Raw genomic sequence first — 18,159 nt, 5'->3', positions numbered from 1 at the left:
AGGGCGTATGCCGTTGACTGTCAGGCCGGCATGCCAGGCGATCCGGGAGAGCCGCCGCGCCGGGCCACCGCGGTGTCGTTGCGCACCGGCAAGCCGGCGCCCCGGGCGGCGCGCACCGGGGGACCTCGCCAGCCCTGCTGGGTTCATTGGTAACTCATCGTGATCGTCGCGCGCCCGTTCGCCGTGCCTGCCGCGACGTCAGGCAGGGTCTGCACATACCGCGCGCGCAGTGGAATATTGAACAAGCCATTTGACGCGGAACCGGCAAACCACTGGTTCAGGTTGCCGGCAGCACTGGAATCGGCACCGTACCTGAGCGGTGTCGAATCCTTGAGCACCTGGATCCCGACGCCTTGGGCGGTCGAACCCGGCGAAAGCGTGAGTACGTCCCCGCGATTGGCCGGATCTGTCATGTCGGTCAAGGTCGCATAGACGTTGGTCGTGGCGCCCGAGATCCCGTCCGCGCAGGAAAGCGCGACTTCGAACGGGTTTTCGTTCGCTGTCGACCCCACCCCCTTGAAGTCGCCGATGGGGACATTCCTCATCGGCACCGAGATGTGGGCGCTCGACAGCTTGCAGGTAGGAACAAGCGGCTTGATGGCCAACATGCCGTCGATCATGTACTGCGTGGATTTCAGCTCGCCGCCCCGATACCATTTGGCGGCCACCTCGCCGCTCAGGATGCCACCTGCGGTAATCGGTCCGGTCTTGACGAGTTGAATGGTCAGCCGCAGCTCCGTGGCTTCCTGGACCGAAACAGCCATACTGAAATGGCTCCACGGCCACCAGCCCGGGTTGTCGGTGTATTGCATCCTGATCCCCACGCCGTTGATGGGAGTTGACATGGTGTGGTACGGACCCGGCGCCTCGAGCCTGCCAACGATCAGCATGAAGGGCTGGCACTGGTAGTCTACGGGCCCGCTGTTTTCGGCGTGAAAGATGAAATCCCCGGAGTAGAGAACGGTGCCGTCTGCCACAAGCGGATTGAACGTTGGTGGGTTGAAGCCGGTCAGCCTGTAGCGGAACGGCTTGCCGTCGGTGGTCGGGAACTGGTCGCAACTGGCCAGCGCCGGAGTGGAAGCCAGCAACGCCAATAACAGGATTAGTTTTCGCATGATCATTTTGCCAAGGTTTGGAATATGACAAGCCGGGAAGATGGTGAACCGTTCACAAGCCCGGCCCGATATGCACCGGACCGGGGGAGGGAGATCTCTGCATGCTCATCCCCGGGGCCTGCGGCAAGCCGGTGGTCACGTTCGTGACGGGCGCGCAGATGGCCTCGATCTGTTGATAGCCGCTGCCCTTTCCTGCCTTCTTGCGTTCCGGCAACTCGTACGCGATGCGGCAGGCCGAGGCTTCGTCGTTGCCCCAGGTCACCTTCAGTTCGCCCTTGTCCTGGAGGCCGCGCGCAAAGATCTTGCTGGCCTGGCCGACCACGCCGACTTCCTGCCCACCCTCGTCGTGGACCGCCGCGCCGAACGGCAGCGCCATGTCGTTGGACCGGCGCGCCCGGATCATTGCCGAGCGTCCCGAGACGGTCTCGAACTTGAGCATCGGCACCGAGCCGGCGCGCGGGGCGACTTGCTGGCTGGTCTCGCGCAGTTCCACGTCGGTGGACAGGCCCTTGGGATCCAGCGACACCGTATTCATGCTGTACGGCGTCAGGTACGGCACGACCGCATAGCCGCGGCTGTCGATACGCACGCCCGACGCATTGGTCACGCGCGCGCCCTCGGCGTTGGGCGCCTCGACAATCGCGAAGGTGTCGGACAGCGGCTGCGACAGCGTGACGCCGCCGCGGTGCAAGACCGCCGCGCCGCGCACGCCGATCGCGGCTTGCTGGTAGTCGGAGCCGCCGCTCACGCTGGCGTTGAGATCCGCATACGGGCTGCGGTACAGCACGTTGGCGCCGCCGTCGGTGCTGCTTTGTCCGGCACCCGAGGTGTGGTTCGCGCTCAGGCTGTAGGAGAGTTCGTTGTCGGCCCCCGCGGAGCCCGACAAGGTGGTCTGCGCCTGCATGCTGCCATTGCTGTTGCGCGAGACGTTGCCGGTCAGGGTCAGCGGGTTCTGCTTGCCCAGCGGGATCGTGACGCTCGCGAAGTACATCGTGCCCATACGGCCGTCGGCGCCGCGCTGGCGCGTGGCCGAGACACCGAAGGAAATATTCTTGTAGACGTTGTTGTAGCCGACCGAATAGTTGATGTCCGAGCCGTCGCGGTTCCAGTAGTTGGCCGTGGAGGCGGTGACGTTGAGCCGCCCGCCCCGTTCGCCGAGCCGCTGGCCGAGCGTGACCGATGCGCGGTTGCGCTGGCGCCATACGCTGTCGATGGTGTGGCCTTGATCCGCCTGTGCGCGTGCGCGCATGGCTTCGTTGAGACCGAAGTAGCCGCCGGTGGAATAGCGGTAGGCGGCGATCGACAGATCGGTTCCGGTTTGCAGGACCGACTTGGAGTAGCTGAGCCGCGTACTGGTGCCGTTGAAGGTCCCGACGCCCGACACCGAGGTGTGGGCCTGCGTCACGTCCGCGCCGACCGCGCCGACCGGCGTGTTGAAGGCGCCGCCGAGCATGGCCGAAGCATAGCCTTGCGCCAGCGTCACGCCACCATAGCCGGTGACCAGGTTGTTGAGGCCGCGCTGCCAGGTACCCTGGACGAACAGCGGGTTCTTGCTGTTCTGGGCATCGCGCACCGCGCCGGCCACGACGCTGTAGCGGTTGACGCCGGGCCGCAGGGACAGCGGCACGGCGGCATACGGCACCGAGAACGAGCGCACGGTGCCATCCGCCTCGGTTACCGTGACGTTCAGGTCGCCGCCATATCCGGTGGCGTAGAGGTCGTCGATCTCGAACGCCCCGGGCGCCACCGTGGTCTCGTAGATCGTCATGCCGGCCTGGCGGATCGTCACCCTTGCGTTGCTGGTGGCGACGCCGCGCACCGTGGGCGCATAGCCGCGCAGCGAATCGGGAAGCATGCGGTCGTCGGTGGCCAGGCGCACGCCGCGGAAGGCCGTCGAATCGAACAGTTCACCGCTTGTGTACGCTTCGCCCAGGGTTAGCTGAGAAGCCAGCTTGAGCAGGTCGCGCTGAACGTAAGTCGAGATGTTCTGGTAATCGCTGTGGCCGCTCCCGCTCCAGTTGTACGAGCCGTTGTGGCGGAAATGCCAGTCGCCCGCGTTGAAGCCGGCGTTCAGGCCAAGGTAGCCCTGCGTCTGCACGCCATTGCTGCCGTGGCCCTTGAAGCTGTAGACATTGAACTGGTAGCCGAGGATGCCCGTCGTCACGCCGGAGTCCAGCAGTTCGGGACTCACGGAGCCGCGTGCGCTGCGGCTCAGGGAAACCTGCGGGATGCCAAGTTCCAGGCGCTGGTCGCCGAAATCGAAACTCGCGCTTGCCCCGGGAATCACCTCGGTGATGGGCAGGCATTCGCCTGAGGCCGCAAGCCGCGTAGCCATCCCGGGTGCCAGCTTCCGGAGATCGACGCCGGCCTTTTGCAGCAGTCCGGCGTCGAAGCACGCCTGTGCGTCGCTGTCATCCGCGCCGAGAGCCCGGAACGGCACGTCGGTGCGGCTGACCCGGTTGCCATTGACGTACATATCGATGTTGTAGGTGCCGGGCAGAACGACATTGCCCCGCTCGAAACGCGACAGGTCCACGCGCCGGCTGCTGCCCGTTGCCAGGAATCCGCTGTCGAACTCGACTTGCGCGACCTGCCTGGTTGCGGGCGCGGCCGCCTCGGCCAATGCCTCGGACTGCCAGGCGGCCAGGCTCGACAGCACCAGCGCACACAACGGCTTGAGGCGGAAAAGAGGGTTGCCATCCTGGGCCGGACGTTGGGCCGGGGTCATTGCGGGTTGCTCCTTGTTATGGGCTGCCGGGACATCCGCGCATGGCGGATGCGAGGCCGAACGGGGTCCTCCAGCGTCCCGCCGGGGGACCTGGCCACACGCTTCCCGGCGCAAGGCTTTTCAGGAAAGCCTCAGGCTGGCGAAGCGGATGGGGACCTGTACTGGATTCGGGAAGGAACGGCGTGGGGGCGGGTGATTGCCCAGGGTGCCGCGCTCAGGGGCCATGGCGCTGCTACCCTGTTGCTACGATCAGCCTCCCGGCTTGAAGGGGGCGACAGGCTTGCCTTGCACGATGCCGCCCCAGTCGTTGATGCTGCTGAAGTCGACTTGCGCGGCCGATGCCGGCGCGGACGCGAGGCCTTCGATCGGGAACAGATGCGAGGTGCCGGGCAGTACGTAGCCCATGCCGGCATTGAAGTTCTTGCCTTCGACCTTCAGCGCGATGCTGCCCAGGTTCACGACAAAGGGGGTAGGGTTGCTTGCCTTCAGCGCATATCCCTTGCCGCTGTCGGCCTGGACGATTTCCCACACGATCTTCGCGGGCGCTTCGTCGGCGCGGCCGGGCAGGGCTGGCGGGCGGAACATCATCTTGATGCGGGTACGGAAGGCGAGTTGCAGGCGGTTGGCATCTTCACCGATCTCGGCCTTCGGCGGGACTTCGAGCACATTGAGCCAGAACAGGGATTCCTTGTCCTGTGGCATCGGCTCCTTGCTATAGATCACGCGCAGCATCTGGCCCTTGCCGGGTTCGAGGCGGAACATCGCGGGCGTCAGCGTGAACGGCACGTCGATCTTCTCGGGCGACTCGTTGGCGTCGCCCTTGTCGAGCCAGGTCTGGACCAGCGCCGGCGTCTGGCCGTCGTTGGTGAGGCTGACCGTGACTTCGCGCTCCTGCGCCGGAAAGATGATCCGGGTGCCGGCGATGACGACGCTCGCGTGTGCCTGGGCCGCAAGCAGACTGGCCACGAAGGCCACCGCCATGAGCGGCTTGAGAATGGTGTGTTTCATCTTCACTTCCGATGCGTTGGATTCCTGGGAGATTGCGTTTCCTCGGAAGCCGTCTCGAAAACGCAGAAACGGCTTGGAAGGCTGCGCATCGCTGCGGGAGCGGCTCGGGCGGAGCCGTCTCCCGCGAAGCGCTTATTGATAGACCAGCGAGTACTGGACGCGCGAGTTGGCGGCGCCGGCCTGGACCGTGCCGGTCGACACGTACTCAGCGTAGTAGTGCAGGGTGGTGATACCGCCCGTGACGAGATCCACGGCGGGCGAGTTCTGGTCGTTCTGCGCGGCGCCGGCCTTGATCGGGTTGTAGCTGGCGTTCAGCAGGCGGATATCGACGCCCGAGGCGCCGCCGGCGTCCACGGTCAGGCGACCTTCGGAATTGACGGTCGAGCCGGCCTCGAATGCGGTGGCAACCTTGGTGCTCGAACCCGCGCAGCCGTCCAGCTTGATGGTGAAGGGCGTGCGACCCGCGACGGCGCCTGGTTGGCTCAGGGCCGACGTCGAGACCGGCGGCAGCGCCACGGTCATCATGTTGGCGCCACCGCCGCCATTGATCGTGCAGGTCGTGGCGACCACGCTGCCGGTGAATTCGATGGTGCCGTCAGCGGCGTGCGCGGCGGGCGCGAAAGCGGCAGCGCAGGCAGCGGTGGCGATGGCGGAAGCGATCAGGTTCTTTTTCATGATTCAGATAGCAGTAGTTGGAGGGGGTTGCTACTTTCGAAGTGCTGCTGTGTTGATGCAGGCTTCAGAAGCAAGTTTCGGGTAAACCCTTTTTTGTTTCTATCTGACCTGAACGAAATTCATGGCGAATAGATAGGACAAGTACGAAAGTGATGCAGGTACCGTGCGGGCGCGTCGTAGTGGCTCGTGCGGCGCAAGTGCGATCGCGGGCGTGGCCAGTAAAATCCGGGCGCGGGAGTGGCGCGGCGAGGGGGCATCTGCTTCCGGCGCAGGCAGGAGGAGACGCCAGGGAATCCGCCGTGAGGCTGGCGCTGGATGAACCGCGTCATCTCGAGGCGCTGCTCGCCGAAGTCGGCACTGGCGGTGGCGTCGTCGACGGGCTGGAAGGGCGGGTGGCCGCCAGCGATCGGATTGCGGCGATCGAAGCCGCTTGCACGGCCAGGCCGATACGCGTTACGCCTCGTGCTCTGCGCAGAACGTCGCGAGTTCCTGGCGGAAGGTCAGCATGACCTCCTTCTGCAGCAAGGACTGATACTCGCGGAACGGCGTGTCGAGATCGAAGGCCGCATCGTTGTAGGTGCGTTGCAGGAATGCCAGCGACTCGGCCAGCGAGCGTGCCTGTTCGGACTGATGCAGGCGTAGCCGCCAGTCCACCGCTTCGTGATGGTCGGCGAGCAGGTTCTGGTGCGGCGGGCAGGCGATCTCGCCGACCTGCCTGGCTTCATGAAACGCCACCAGGTAGGCGCAGATGGCCGACATGCGCCGGTTGGCCTCGGAGGCCGATTCGGCCAGCATGACCGCGGATGCCGCGAGCTCGTCCGGGCGGCTGCGCGTACGCCGCCGCTCGGGTGCGGCCGCCTGCAGCGGCCGCACCGCGACCAGCAGCGATGGCGGCAGCACCCGGTTGAATTCCCTGGCAAGCACGGCGTGGATCGTGTGCGTGAGCCGGGCACAGCTCGCGATATCGTCGCTGATATAGAAGTCGAGCGCGACCGCGCTTTTCCTGACATCCGAAACCACCGCCCGGACCGGAGTGGCGCCCTCATCGCGCAGCGCGGCCAGGCAGATATTGGCGCGCGCCAGCCATTCGCCGTTGTGCCGCAGGGCGTCGGCCAGGCTGTTTATGGTCATTTCCTGATCGGCACGCAGCGTCACCACCATGCGCGGGTGGGAAAGGCTGTCGCTGACGGCATGGAGCGGATCGGCGCCAGAGCTTGCCGGCATGATGCGTTTGTTCTTTTTCATCTCGCTCCTGATCCTGTTGGCCGGCGGACGCCCGGTGGTGGTGCCGGGGCAGGGCGACGCCGTAGCGGTGAAAAGTAGAGGCAAGAAGTATGGCGCCGTGCGCGCCCGGGCGGATGCGGACTTTTCCCGAGCCGATTGCGGCGGATTCTGCGCGGCGGCCGTGATGGCATTGCCCGCATCCTGACTTGCGCCGGTGGCGTCCCGGGTCGGCAGGACGAATGCCATGGCGCCATCGGTAATGGCGACCTTTCCGCGGCCAATTCAGGGCTTTCCCATGCGCGCCACGAGGGAACTATCGGAGAATCCCGGAACAGAAATCGCGCCCCGCGCGCGCTAGCAGCAAATGGCGCAATATTTTCAGATGGAGGCTGCGCAAAAATGACAACGGTGTTGATAGTTGACGATCATCCGGCGATGCGCATGGTCATGCGCACGCGGTTGTTGCAGGTGCTCGGCGTAAGCCGCGTCCTCGAAGCCGGCAATGGTCAGTCAGCGCTGGACATCATGAACGAGTGTCCGGCCGACCTGGTCATCCTGGACCTCGACCTGCCCAAGGTCAATGGACTGGAAGTCATTCCCCGGCTGCGGATGATGCAGCCGCAAGTGCGGATCCTGGTGCTGTCCGGCCAGGATACGCTGACGTTCGCGCCCCGTGCCATGCAGCTTGGCGCGCGGGGCTTCGTAAGCAAGCAGCAGGAAATGGGCGAGATCATGCGCTGCGTGGACGCGGTGATGGCCGGCTACACGCTGTTCCCGCCCGAAGTCGGCGACGCCGAGTCGGTGCCTCCTGACATGCGCGACGACAGAGACCGGCTCCGGCGGCTGACCGACAGGGAGATCGTTATCCTGCAGATGCTGGCCAGAGGGATGTCCAATGCAGCCATCGGCAAGCTGCAATTCATCAGCAACAAGACGGTGAGTAGTCATAAGATCCACATCATGGCCAAGCTCGGCGTCGCCACGCTGGTGGAGTTGGTAGACTTTGCCCGTCGCTGCCATATCGCGCCGTGACGGCGGCAGAATCTTCATTGTGAATCGTCCGGAGGACAACAATCATGCATCGCGCATTGATCATCGGTGACACCGCGGACTGGGCCGAAGACAGCGGCGTCGCCGCGCTGCTGGAGGGCCTGGGCTTCGAGGCGACGGCACATGCGGTGGAATCGCCCGGGGCGCCGGGGCGAGGCTGGCGCCTGGTGCTTGTGCGGCTTCCGGCAGACGGCGCACTGCCGGCCAGGGTGGTGCCGGATTCCGACGGCGCCGGGCCGACGCTGTGGCTCGCGGTTTCATCCGCTACCGCGGCTTCCGTGGACACGCGCTTCGGTGGCATGCTGACGGAGCCGGTACGCGAGCATGACCTGGCGCGGGAGCTTGCTCGGCATGGCGTCCTGCCGATCAGCGCGCAGGAGGAAGCGGCATTCTGGCCGGCCATCGAAACACTGTCCGATGGCGATCCCGACATGATCGCGGAACTGGTTGCCAGCCTGGTCGATACCAACCGCGCGGATCTCGTGCTCCTGCGCAATGCCTGTGCTGCCGCCGACTGGGACGAGGCGGCCTCGCTGGCACACCGTTTCAAGGGCGCGGCCAGGATCCTGGAGTGCAGTTCGGTGGTTGCGCTCTGCGCGCGCCTGGAAGCGGCGGCCCGCGCGCGCGACGCCGACGGTGTCAGCGCGCTGCTGGCGCTGTTCGAGCCGACCGTGGAGCGTCTGAACAATTGCCTGGAGGCCCGATAGCGGGCCCGGCCGGGAATAAAAAGCGGATGCCCCGGTGCAGGCTTGCACCTTGCACCGGGACATCCGCGGCAAGCCCGACAAGCCGGAAAGTGCCGGCCGGGCAGGGATTGTCAGAAGCGGTGACGCATGCCGACGCTGGCGCCAAACTGGTTTTCGCCGGGCAACACCTGGCCATCGCCGTTCACGCTGGTCTGCGACATGAAACCGCGCGCGTTGTCGGTCTTGTTCAGCGCATAGGCCATGTTCATATAGAGTTCGGTGCGCTTGGACACGGCGTAGTTGGCGCCGAGCGAGAACAGCCACGGATCCGCGCTGGTGCCCCGGTAGTCCTGGTAGTACAGGGCGCCACTGAACGAGGTCGCGGCCGTCAGCTGATAGCTAATGCCGGCCCAGCCCAGGTGAGCGATGCCGCTGCCCGTGGCGGGCGTGAAGCCCAGGTGTTGCCAGCGATAGCCGCCGAAGACCTTGGCGGGTCCGAAGGCGTAGCTGCCGGCGATGCTGGCGCGCTGGTCATGGCGGTTGCGGCTGGCAATGGTGTCGCCGTTCTTCTGGTCGAAGACAGCACCGACCGCGAATGCGCCCGTGGCGTAGTTCAGGCCGAATGCATATTCGCGGCCGACCTTCCATTGTCCCGGGACTTCTCCATTCGTTCCGCTGACACCGTCATGACCGAAGCTGTAGAGCCCGGACGCGGTCAGGCCGCCGAAGCTTCCGCGGTACTTGATGGCGTTGTCGGCGCGCGAGCCGAAATCATTGTCCATTGCATAGATGGAGTAGCTGCTCGCGGTGGCCATCGGATCATACCGCAGCGCGAAATCGTACATCGGCGTCTGTTGGCGGCCAAGCGTCACGGTACCTCCCGGCGTTTCCAGCCCGACGTATGACTGCCGGCCGAACAGGCGCCCATCGGTCTTGCCATCGTCGATGGAAAATCCGCTTTCCAGCACAAAGATGCCTTTCAGCCCGCCGCCGAGGTCCTCGACGCCGCGCAGGCCCCAGCGCGAGCCGGTCAGCCCGCCACCGGACTGCATGCGATAGACCTTGTCGCCGTTGCCGGGCTGCCTGTTGACGAATTCCAGTCCGGCATCCGCCACGCCGTACAGGGTGACGGCGCTTTGCGCCCAGGCGCCGCTCGCCAGGATCAGGGCAGCTGATGCAACCATTGTCTTCTTCATATCTGATTTCCTCGGTTAAGAAATTCTGGTCTTTCCCTCGCCCAGGGTGAAACCTGGCGAGCGCCCGCCCGCTACCGGGACATGCCGAGGTCCGCGGGGACCGCGCACTCGTCGGCGGCGATTGCCGGAAGGTGCATCCGCAGCGGCACCCCGTCGGCCGGGAGCCGTTCTGTGCGTGCCTCCGCGGGCCAGTCGGCGCGCGGCGTCTCCTGGACGTCCAGGCGATAGCCAAGCGCGTGGATCGACGCGATGGTGATGCCATTGACGGGCCGCAGCTCCAGCACGCGCCGCAGGCGGGCAATCAGCGCGGCGAGCGCGCGCGACATGGCGGGCAGCACCCGGCCCCACACCATGATTTCGATATGGTTGCGGGGCAGTACCTGCGACGGCGACGAGAACAGCAGCCAGGCCAGGCTGAATTCCTTGGGCGTAAGATGGATATCCCTGCCGTGCAGGCTGGCGCAGTACCTGTCGACGTTCAGCACATAGGCGCCGAGGTGGATCAGGCGCCGGCGTGCGGTCGGGGCAGTGTCGTGACGGCGGCAATGCGACACCATCCGCGCCAGCAGTTCGGCCGGGCGCAACGTCGAGCAATGGTCGTCGGCGCCCGCGGCGAACGCCTCCATGATTTCATGGTGATTTGCCTTGGCGGACACCACGATGACGGGGGTCTGGAATGCGAACGTGCAGCGGATCATCCTGACTACCTCGGCGCCTTGTCCGTCCGGCTGGTCGCCGGCAATCAGGATCATGTCGAAGACCTGCTCGCGCAGGTCGCGCAGCAGCCCGGCGCGCGCGGCGTAACGATGGCAAGGGAACCCGGCGCCGGTGACGAGATCGGCGACCGACAGGGAACTCGCCGGGTTGGCATCCAGTAATGCGACTTTCATAGATCGACCTCAGAGTCTGTCCGCGCGCAAGTGGCATCGATGCGTGACGACGCCTGGCGAGCGGAAATACAACATAGCCCCAACGCCCCCTGCCGGAACCGGGAAAATTCCCCAAGAAAGACGGAATACTTCGGTTTCGCCCCCGCGTTTTGCGCCAGATCAATTGGCGGGAGGGGGGGGCACCCGCGCCGGCGTTGCGCAAGCGGCACGACGACACGCCGCGCGGTGCGGCAGAGGACAGCCAGCCTGGCCGTGGAGGCGCTATCATGCTCAGCCATCGAACACCGGGCGCCCGGCAGCCAGCGCGCGTTGCACAATGCGCCGGCACCGAACGCAGGCAGCGGGCGGCCGCGCCGGAACGCAACGTATCGCAGCGACATAGGACAACCGACTCATGAGCAAAACCTGGACCTCGCGCGAGGCCTGGCAAGGGTGGCTGGTTCATCTCGCATTGCTGCTCTTTTGCGCCGGCGCGCTGCCTGCCGGGGCGGGGCAGGCGTCACCTGTGGCGGCGGCGTCCGCACCGGTCGTCATCAGGATCGGCATCGTGAAGCAGGGGTTGCCGCCATTTCTGTTCGCGCGGGGGCCGCAGCCTAGCGGATACGGCATCGACATGCTGCGCGAAGCGCTCGGCGGCGCGACGACGCGCTTCACGGAGCGCGAGTATCCCGACATTCCTGCCTTGATCGCGGCCACCTGCAAGGGCGAGATCGACATCCTGATCAGCATGGCGAAGACGGATGCGCGCAAGAATTGCCTGATCTATTCCGAGCCCTACTTCAACGGCGACACGGTCGTGGTGGGGCGCCGCGCGGATCAGGTGGCCGGGACGCTGTCGCCCGGCTCCACGGGCGCCCGCTTCGCCGTCGAACCGGGCTTCTATATGGAAGGCGTGGTGCGTGCCAGGTATCCCCGCGCCACGCTGGTGCCGGCGGGCGACGTCACGGACGGCCTGCGCGCCGTCGCAACGGGCAGGGCGGATTTCTATTCGGCATTGCAGCCGGTGGCGGAATACACGCTTGCCAGGCGCGAGTTCGACACGCTCTCGGTGGTCAATACCTACCGCGAGCCCGGCAGCGAGGTGTATTTCGCATTCCCGCCCGCATCCACCGCCTTCCGGGCCCAGGTGAATGCTGGGCTGGCGCGGATAAGCAGCGAGCGCCGCCTGGCGCTGCTGGCCAGATGGATCAATGCGCGGCTGGTGCAGCAGGAGCCCGCGGAACAGTTTTTCCTGGCGCCCGAGGAACGCGCCTTCCTGAGCGCGCTGCCGCCCCTGCGGGTAGGCTTCGACGTCGGGCTGGCGCCGTACAGTTATCTCGATGAAAGCGGCCGTCCAAGCGGGATTGCGCTCGACTACCTGGGCTACCTGGGCGAGGCGCTTGGCCTGCGCTTCCAGCGTGTGCCTTCGGCGAGCTTCGGCAAGACCGTGGAGGCCATGCACAGCGGTGGCCTGGACCTGATGGCCGTGGCCGCCCCGCACGATTCCGGCTTGCGCGCTCTGCCGGTTTCGCGTCCGTATGCGGCATTTCCCGTGGTGATCGTGGGCCGGCAGTCGGCGCCGGCGATCGGGCATCTCAAGGACATCGAAGGGCTGCGCGTTGTCGTCACCGCCGCGGGCGGCGTGGGCGACATGGTCCGCACGGAAGTCCCCGGCGCGCGCCTGTCGACGGCCGCGAGCGTCCATGCGGCCCTGGACAGCGTGGCGAGCGGCAATGCCGATGTCTATGTCGACGACCTGGCCTCGGCCGATGTCGAGCTGCAGCGCAGTTTCGCCGGCAAGTTGCGCGTCATCGGCTCCGGGGAGCGTCTGCTGGATATCGGCTTCGCCGTGTCGCCGGCGCTGTCGGCACGCCTGCTGCCGCTGGTCAACCGGGCCCTCTCGGCGCTGCCGGACCAGCGCCGGCTCGATATCCAGCAGCGCTACATGGCGGCCAGCTACGTGCTCGAGCCATCGTGGCGGCAGATACTGGAGCGTGCCGGGCTGCCGTTCGCGGCGCTGCTGTGCGTTGTCGCCATCCTCCTGCGCTCGCAGTACCTGTTGCGCAGGGAGGTGGCGGGCCGGCGCGAAGTCGAGCGCAAGGTCTCCGTGCAGCAGCGCTTCCAGTCGACGCTGATCGATGCCGTGCCCGTGCCCCTTGCGGTGATGGACAAGCAGGGCCGCTACCTGGCGGTCAATGCGGCGTTTGCGTCCTTGCTGGACGTGAAGCAGGAGGATCTGGTCGGCCGCCTGCAGAACGAGGCCGAGGTGTGGGGCGCCGAGATCAGCGCGACGCTGGACCGCGCGATCCGCGAAGCATTGCTGGCCGGGGAGATGCGCCATATCGCGCTCGATTTCCAGGGCACGGCCGGGCACGCGCGGCACTTTATTTGCTGGCTGCAGCCATTCGCCCCGAACGAGGCGGATGCCGGCGGCATCATCTGCTCGGCGGTGGAGGTTTCGGAGATCCGCCTGGCCGAGCTCAAGGCGCGCAAGGCCGAAGCGCGGCTGATCGACGTCACGCGGCACCTGCCGGCCACGGTGTTCCAGATGCGCCAGGCACAGGGCGAGGACTTTGCCTTCGTGTGGGTCAGCGGCAATACGCAGGAGCTGTTCGGGCTCGATGCCGAGGAAATCGTTGCCGACACCGCGCGCGTGCGGGCCTGCATCCATCCGGAGCACGCCGGGCCCCTGCGCGAAGCGGTCACCCGCGCGGGCGAGATCCTGCAGCCGGTCAATCACGAGGTGCGCCTGCTTGGCAGGGGCGGCTTGCAGTGGGCGCGGCTGCACGCGGTGCCACGCCGCGAGGACGACGGCAGCACGTTGTGGAACGGCTACTGGACCGACACCACCGAAGAACACGCGCGCGCCGCCGCGCTGGGCAGCGCGCGCGACACCGCCGAGGCGGCTTCCCGCGCCAAGGACAACTTCCTGGCCATGATGAGCCACGAGATCCGCACGCCCATGAGCGGGGTGCTGGGGCTGGTCGAACTGCTCGGCCATACCGAGCTGAGCCGTGAACAGGCGTCCACCGTCGGCATGATCGAGGACTCGGCCGGGGCCTTGCTGCAGATCCTGGACGATATCCTCGACTACTCCAAGATCGAAGCCGGCCGCATCGACATCGAGTGGCTGCCGCTGGACCTGCGCGAGCTTTGCGACAATGCGCTGGGACTGCTTGCCACGCGCGCGCACGACAAGGGCCTGCTGATGCGGCTCGATGTTAGCGAGGATGTGGCCGCCGTGGTGCTCGGCGACAGCGTGCGCCTGCGCCAGATATTCTTCAACCTGCTCAGCAATGCGATCAAGTTCACCGAGCGCGGCACGGTCAGTTTCGCCGTCGAGGTAGCCGGCGAGCGCAATGGCGCGCAGACCATCGTCTGCCGCATCAGCGACACCGGCGTCGGCATCGCGCCGGACCAGCGGGCGCGGCTGTTCGAGCCCTTCATGCAGGCGGACTCCTCCACCACGCGGCGTTTCGGCGGCACCGGCCTGGGGCTGTCGATCTGCCGCAGGCTGCTGGTGCTGATGCACGGCGAGATCACGCTGGAGAGCGAGCCGGGCGTCGGCACGCAGGTGGAAGTCCGGCTGACGCTGCCGGTCAGGGAAAAGGCCTATGCGGACCGCCCGCTGGCCGGGCGCCGCGCCGCGATCCGGGTGAGCGATGCCGGGGTCGCGCATGCCCTGGCGCATCTGCTGCGGGCGGCCGGCGCGGATGCGGATAACGGTGCGGATAACAGCGCTGATAGCGGCCCGGATAGCGACCCGGATAGCGGCCCGGATAGCGACCCGGTTAGCGGCGCGCAACCGACGGGCAGGCAAGCGCGCGCGGGTTTTGACCTGCTCTTCCTCGACGACGGCGCGCCGCTACCCGTACAGGCTGGCGCCGCCGCGCCCGCGGTGATCCACATCACCGACAAGCCCAAGCTGGCCGGCTACCGCCTGACGCGAGGCGATGTGCGCCTGAGCGTCAATCCGCTGACCTGGCGGGGCCTCAAGGCGGCCTCGCTGGCCGCGCCGGGCGGGAGCGCCGCGCGCGGCGCCGAGCGCGCCACCACAGGGCCGGCCGGCGTGCCGGCGCTCTCGCGCGAGGCGGCGCTTGCCCAAGGACGGCTGATCCTGGTCGCCGAGGATCATCCCACCAACCGCATCCTGCTGCAGCGCCAGCTCAAGGTGCTCGGCTATGCCAGCGACGCTGTCGTCGATGGCGGCCAGGCGCTGGCGGCGCTGGGCGAGACGGACTACGCCCTGCTGATCACGGATTGCCACATGCCGGTGATGAACGGCTACGAACTGGCTGCGCAAGTGCGTGCGCGGGAGGCCGCGAGAGCGGGCGAAGCCGGCAAGGGGCGGCCCCATCTGCCGATCGTCGCCATCACCGCAAGCACCGAAGCCGCGGAAATGCAGCGTTGCCTGGACGCCGGCATGGACGAATGCCTGTTCAAGCCCGCGCAGCTGCACATATTGCAGGCGTGCCTGGAACGCTGGATCCGGCCGGCAAGCCTGTCCGGCACCGCGACGCAGCAGGAGTAGGCCGGCCGCACGGAGGCGCGGGCCTCAGCGCTGCGCCAGGACCTGCCGCAGTGCCTGCTTGAGCTCCTGCATCGACGCGGGCTTGCCCAGGAAGACGTCGATGCCCGCGGCGCGGCTGCGATGCTCCTCTTCGGCGAGCGTCGATGCCGACACCGCGATGATCGGGGTGTGCCTGCCATCCTTGCTCGCGCGCAACTGCCTGGCCAGGGCAAAGCCATCCATGCCCGGCATGTAGAGGTCGGTGATCAGCAGGTCCGTCGGCGCCGCGTGCAGCGCCTTCCAGGCGCCTTCGCCGTTGTCGCAGATCACCACGTTGTCGTAGCCGAGCTGCCGCAGCTGGGTCTTGAGCAGCAGCTGGTTGACGCGGTGATCCTCCGCCACCACGATGCGCGCCGCCTTCCTGTCCGCCGGCGCCGGCTCGCCGGACGGTGCGACCTCCGCGCCGGGATTGCCGCCGTGGCCGCTCGGCAGCGCCTCCTGGCAGGCGCCGATGAAGGCGCTCCAGGCGATGGGATTGTCGTGCAGCACGACCGGGCTGCCGCTACCCGTGCCGGCCGGCCGGCCGCCCTTGCGCACCAGCAGGATATCGCCGGGATGATGCGCTCCGGCCGCCCCCACGATGCGCAGCGGCGCATGGTATTCGTCCTGGGCGCCCACCACGAAGGGGCGCATGCCGGCGGCGCGGGCGTAGTGCTTGAGCGCCATCACCGCGGCGGGCTCGTCCACGGCAATCGCAATCTTCCTGTTGGCCAGTTGCGGGAACTCGTAGTTGTCGCAATCCACCTGCATCGTCAGCCGCAGCGTCACCGAGGTGCCGTTGCCTTCGGTGCTGCTGATCTCGAGCTGGCCGCCCATGAGTTCGGCCAGTTGCCGGCAGATCGTCAGCCCGAGCCCGGTGCCGCTGAAGCGCCGGGTCGAGTGGCCGTCGACCTGCTCGAACGGCTCGAACAGCATGTGCAGCGCCCCGGCCGGGATGCCGATGCCGGTGTCGCTCACGGTGATCTCGATCATCTCGTGCCCGTGCGCGCTTTCCACCTGCGCGGCGCTCACGCTGATGCTGCCTTGCACCGTGAACTTGATGGCGTTGGAGATCAGGTTGAGCAGGATCTGGCGGATGCGCACGGCATCGGCGAGATAGCGTGCCGCGATGCCGGAATCGATGCAGATGTTCATCCGCAGGCCCTTCTCGCAGGCGTTGCCGGACAGCAGGAATACCGCGCCCTCGATCAGCTCGCGCAGATCGGTCCCGGTCTCGACGATCTTCATCTTGCCGGCGCCGATCTTGGCATAGTCGAGGATGTCGTTGAGGATCTGCAGCAGGGCCTCGCCGGAGCTGTTGGCCACCTGGGCCAGATGCCGCTGGTGGTCGTCCAGCCCGGTATCGATCAGCATCTCCAGCAGGCCCAGCATGCCGTGCATCGGCGTGCGGATCTCATGGCTCATCATGGCCAGGAAACTGTCCTTGGCGTGTAGCGCCGCCTCCGCGGCATCCCTGGCCTGCATCAGGGCCTCGGCCTGGGCGCGCTCCTGCGCGGCGGCGTCCTGCAACTGCCTGATCAGCAGGTTGCGGTCGGCCTCCAGTTCCTCCCTGGCGATCGCCGCGCGCCGCAGCACCTGCACGGAATGCAGCAGGGCGCCGATCTGGGTGCCGCGCCGCGCCGACGGCAGCGTGAGGTTGTAGTCGCCCCCGGCGATGCTTCGTATGGCCTCCGTGGCCCCGGACAGCGGGCGGATGATGCGGCGCGCGAACATGACGATGATGACGCCGAGCGCCAGCAGCGCCATGCCGATGATGCCGCACAGCAGGCGCAGCTTGGCGCCGGCGGCGGCTTCCTGCTGGCGCACGATATGCATGGCGGAGGCGATCTCCGCATCGCGCACGCGGATGATGGCGGCCATGGTCGGGACGTAGCGCTCGGCAAAGGCCGCGGTCGACGGGTAGCGCAGGTCGTGCGGCGGCAGCGCGGCGACCTCGTTGAGATAGGCAACGCCGTCGGTGAAGTAGCTCGATGCCATTTCGTGGATGGCCATCACGGAGGGGCGGCGCGTGGCCTTGTCGTCGCGGGCGCGCATCGTGATCAGCTCGCCCAGCGCGCGAATCCTGCCAGTCTCGGTCCACAGTTCGCGCCGCTCCTCCGCGGACAGCGCCCGGTGCGCGGTGAGTGCCGGAGTGAACACGGAGCCGGCGCGTCCGGCCTGCTCGCGCAGCTCGGCGGACAGGCGCGCAATGCCTGCGTGCTCGGCGGTCAGCGGCTCCGCGCGGATCAGGTCGAACATGACTTCGTCGGAAATCCGCATGATGTCGGCGGTGGCGGTGAACATGGTGCCCAGCACGGTGCACAGTCCGTCGGTGGTGCGTCCCGGGCGCGGCGTCTGCGCAATCCGGTCGACACCCGCGCGCGCGTCGCGCAGTTGCGCGTGGATCTCCCTCAGGAGCTTGGCGCTGGCCGGGCAGTGCGCGCACGGCATGGCGTCGAGATGCGAGACCGCGGCGCCCAGCGCGCGGTCGGTCTCCGCGCGTGCACGGGTGAGCGCTTCCTGCTTGCTGGCCGGCACGGGCGAATCGCTGCCCATCACGGCGTTCGAAGGCCCGCGCTCCGCAGAAGCCTTTTCTGCCGCGACCAGCACCGAGTTGAACAGGTTCAGCACCGGTTCGGTCTCTTGCGCGGCGTTATAGCTCTGCCATCCCAGCAGCAGCAGGTAACCCGCGAGCCCTACCGTGGTGGCGAAGATAAAGGCGGCAAGCAGCCGGAAGCGTCGATCTATTCGCATTGTGTTGTTTCAGGTGCGGTTATGTGCTCGTGTCGACGGCGCATCCGGGCAATCGCGTCACAGCCGGCGGCAATGACGTGGCCGGGACGGTACAAGGTGCTGGCGAAATTCCGGGGCGGTCCCTGGCGCGCCCCCGGTTGATCATGCGAGGCTGGCTTGCCCATCCGGCCGGGCCTGGGCGGACGGGCATGCCGGAGACCCGCGCCGTGCCTTGCGGCGGCCTGGCGCGGTCAGGCGTGGGTGGGTTGTCATGCGGGGAGGCGCCAACAAAAAGCGCGAACGATTCTGGGTGGAACTTGCTGATA

The 18,159-nt window shown here is 67.0% G+C and carries 12 protein-coding genes; 4 read left to right on the top strand and 8 right to left on the bottom strand.

Going from position 1 to position 18,159, the window contains the following annotated elements:
- Nucleotides 1-143 precede the first annotated feature (143 nt).
- The 5 genes from AC1DKV_RS20620 to AC1DKV_RS20600 all read right to left on the bottom strand — a co-directional run bounded on the left by AC1DKV_RS20620 (nt 144) and on the right by AC1DKV_RS20600 (nt 6,771).
- Nucleotides 144-1,115 carry a fimbrial protein gene (locus AC1DKV_RS20620; protein ID WP_441612018.1) on the bottom strand — a complete coding sequence of 324 codons (972 nt, stop codon included), beginning with the start codon at nt 1,113-1,115 and terminating at the stop codon, nt 144-146.
- A gap of 52 nt (nt 1,116-1,167) precedes the next feature.
- On the bottom strand, nt 1,168-3,843 hold the full coding sequence (locus AC1DKV_RS20615) for a fimbria/pilus outer membrane usher protein (RefSeq protein ID WP_441612019.1): 2,676 nt from the start codon (nt 3,841-3,843) through the stop codon (nt 1,168-1,170).
- Nucleotides 3,844-4,092: 249 nt separating this feature from the next.
- Nucleotides 4,093-4,851, bottom strand: a complete 759-nt coding sequence (locus AC1DKV_RS20610; protein WP_441612020.1) for a fimbrial biogenesis chaperone — start codon at nt 4,849-4,851, stop codon at nt 4,093-4,095.
- A 132-nt stretch (nt 4,852-4,983) separates the two neighbouring features.
- Nucleotides 4,984-5,526, bottom strand: coding sequence for a fimbrial protein (locus AC1DKV_RS20605; RefSeq protein WP_441612021.1), 543 nt, complete (start codon nt 5,524-5,526; stop codon nt 4,984-4,986).
- A gap of 453 nt (nt 5,527-5,979) precedes the next feature.
- Nucleotides 5,980-6,771 (bottom strand): hypothetical protein, encoded by a 792-nt coding sequence (locus tag AC1DKV_RS20600; RefSeq protein WP_441612022.1) that lies wholly within the window; start codon nt 6,769-6,771, stop codon nt 5,980-5,982.
- Here AC1DKV_RS20600 and AC1DKV_RS20595 point away from each other — a divergent pair.
- The 3 genes from AC1DKV_RS20595 to AC1DKV_RS20585 are packed head-to-tail and all read left to right on the top strand — an operon-like array spanning nt 6,749 to nt 8,507.
- On the top strand, nt 6,749-6,955 hold the full coding sequence (locus AC1DKV_RS20595) for a hypothetical protein (protein WP_441612023.1): 207 nt from the start codon (nt 6,749-6,751) through the stop codon (nt 6,953-6,955). The genes AC1DKV_RS20600 and AC1DKV_RS20595 overlap by 23 nt on opposite strands.
- Nucleotides 6,907-7,782, top strand: coding sequence for a response regulator (locus AC1DKV_RS20590; protein WP_441643122.1), 876 nt, complete (start codon nt 6,907-6,909; stop codon nt 7,780-7,782). Before AC1DKV_RS20595 ends, AC1DKV_RS20590 begins: the two co-directional genes overlap by 49 nt.
- Nucleotides 7,783-7,826: 44 nt before the next feature.
- The gene (locus AC1DKV_RS20585) at nt 7,827-8,507 is read left to right on the top strand and encodes an Hpt domain-containing protein (RefSeq protein WP_441612024.1); all 681 of its coding nucleotides are present in this window, start codon (nt 7,827-7,829) and stop codon (nt 8,505-8,507) included.
- 110 nt (nt 8,508-8,617) lie between these two features.
- Here the strand turns inward: AC1DKV_RS20585 and AC1DKV_RS20580 are convergent, their stop codons facing one another.
- Complete coding sequence (locus AC1DKV_RS20580; RefSeq protein WP_441612025.1) at nt 8,618-9,682, bottom strand: porin; 1,065 nt, start codon at nt 9,680-9,682, stop codon at nt 8,618-8,620.
- Nucleotides 9,683-9,753: 71 nt separating this feature from the next.
- Nucleotides 9,754-10,572, bottom strand: a complete 819-nt coding sequence (locus AC1DKV_RS20575) for a response regulator transcription factor (RefSeq protein WP_441612026.1) — start codon at nt 10,570-10,572, stop codon at nt 9,754-9,756.
- A 394-nt stretch (nt 10,573-10,966) separates the two neighbouring features.
- Here AC1DKV_RS20575 and AC1DKV_RS20570 point away from each other — a divergent pair, with 394 nt between their 5' ends.
- Nucleotides 10,967-15,082 (top strand): ATP-binding protein, encoded by a 4,116-nt coding sequence (locus AC1DKV_RS20570; RefSeq protein ID WP_441612027.1) that lies wholly within the window; start codon nt 10,967-10,969, stop codon nt 15,080-15,082.
- 24 nt (nt 15,083-15,106) lie between these two features.
- On the opposite strand, the gene AC1DKV_RS20565 is transcribed toward AC1DKV_RS20570, so the two are convergent.
- Nucleotides 15,107-17,854, bottom strand: coding sequence for an ATP-binding protein (locus AC1DKV_RS20565; protein WP_441612028.1), 2,748 nt, complete (start codon nt 17,852-17,854; stop codon nt 15,107-15,109).
- Nucleotides 17,855-18,159 lie beyond the last annotated feature (305 nt).

It is taken from the genome of Cupriavidus sp. 05T41 (genome assembly GCF_056396525.1).
The sequence above is the reverse complement of the archived record's forward strand: the minus strand, read 5'-3'. Positions and strand labels throughout refer to the sequence as shown.

Coding starts and splice junctions, on each gene's coding strand:
- AC1DKV_RS20620 (WP_441612018.1), bottom strand. CDS start 1,115: ATGCGAAAACTAATCCTGTTATTGGCGTTGCTGGCTTCCACTCCGGCG.
- AC1DKV_RS20585 (WP_441612024.1), top strand. CDS start 7,827: ATGCATCGCGCATTGATCATCGGTGACACCGCGGACTGGGCCGAAGAC.
- AC1DKV_RS20565 (WP_441612028.1), bottom strand. CDS start 17,854: ATGCGAATAGATCGACGCTTCCGGCTGCTTGCCGCCTTTATCTTCGCC.
- AC1DKV_RS20605 (WP_441612021.1), bottom strand. CDS start 5,526: ATGAAAAAGAACCTGATCGCTTCCGCCATCGCCACCGCTGCCTGCGCT.
- AC1DKV_RS20600 (WP_441612022.1), bottom strand. CDS start 6,771: ATGAAAAAGAACAAACGCATCATGCCGGCAAGCTCTGGCGCCGATCCG.
- AC1DKV_RS20570 (WP_441612027.1), top strand. CDS start 10,967: ATGAGCAAAACCTGGACCTCGCGCGAGGCCTGGCAAGGGTGGCTGGTT.
- AC1DKV_RS20580 (WP_441612025.1), bottom strand. CDS start 9,682: ATGAAGAAGACAATGGTTGCATCAGCTGCCCTGATCCTGGCGAGCGGC.
- AC1DKV_RS20595 (WP_441612023.1), top strand. CDS start 6,749: ATGATGCGTTTGTTCTTTTTCATCTCGCTCCTGATCCTGTTGGCCGGC.
- AC1DKV_RS20615 (WP_441612019.1), bottom strand. CDS start 3,843: ATGACCCCGGCCCAACGTCCGGCCCAGGATGGCAACCCTCTTTTCCGC.
- AC1DKV_RS20610 (WP_441612020.1), bottom strand. CDS start 4,851: ATGAAACACACCATTCTCAAGCCGCTCATGGCGGTGGCCTTCGTGGCC.
- AC1DKV_RS20575 (WP_441612026.1), bottom strand. CDS start 10,572: ATGAAAGTCGCATTACTGGATGCCAACCCGGCGAGTTCCCTGTCGGTC.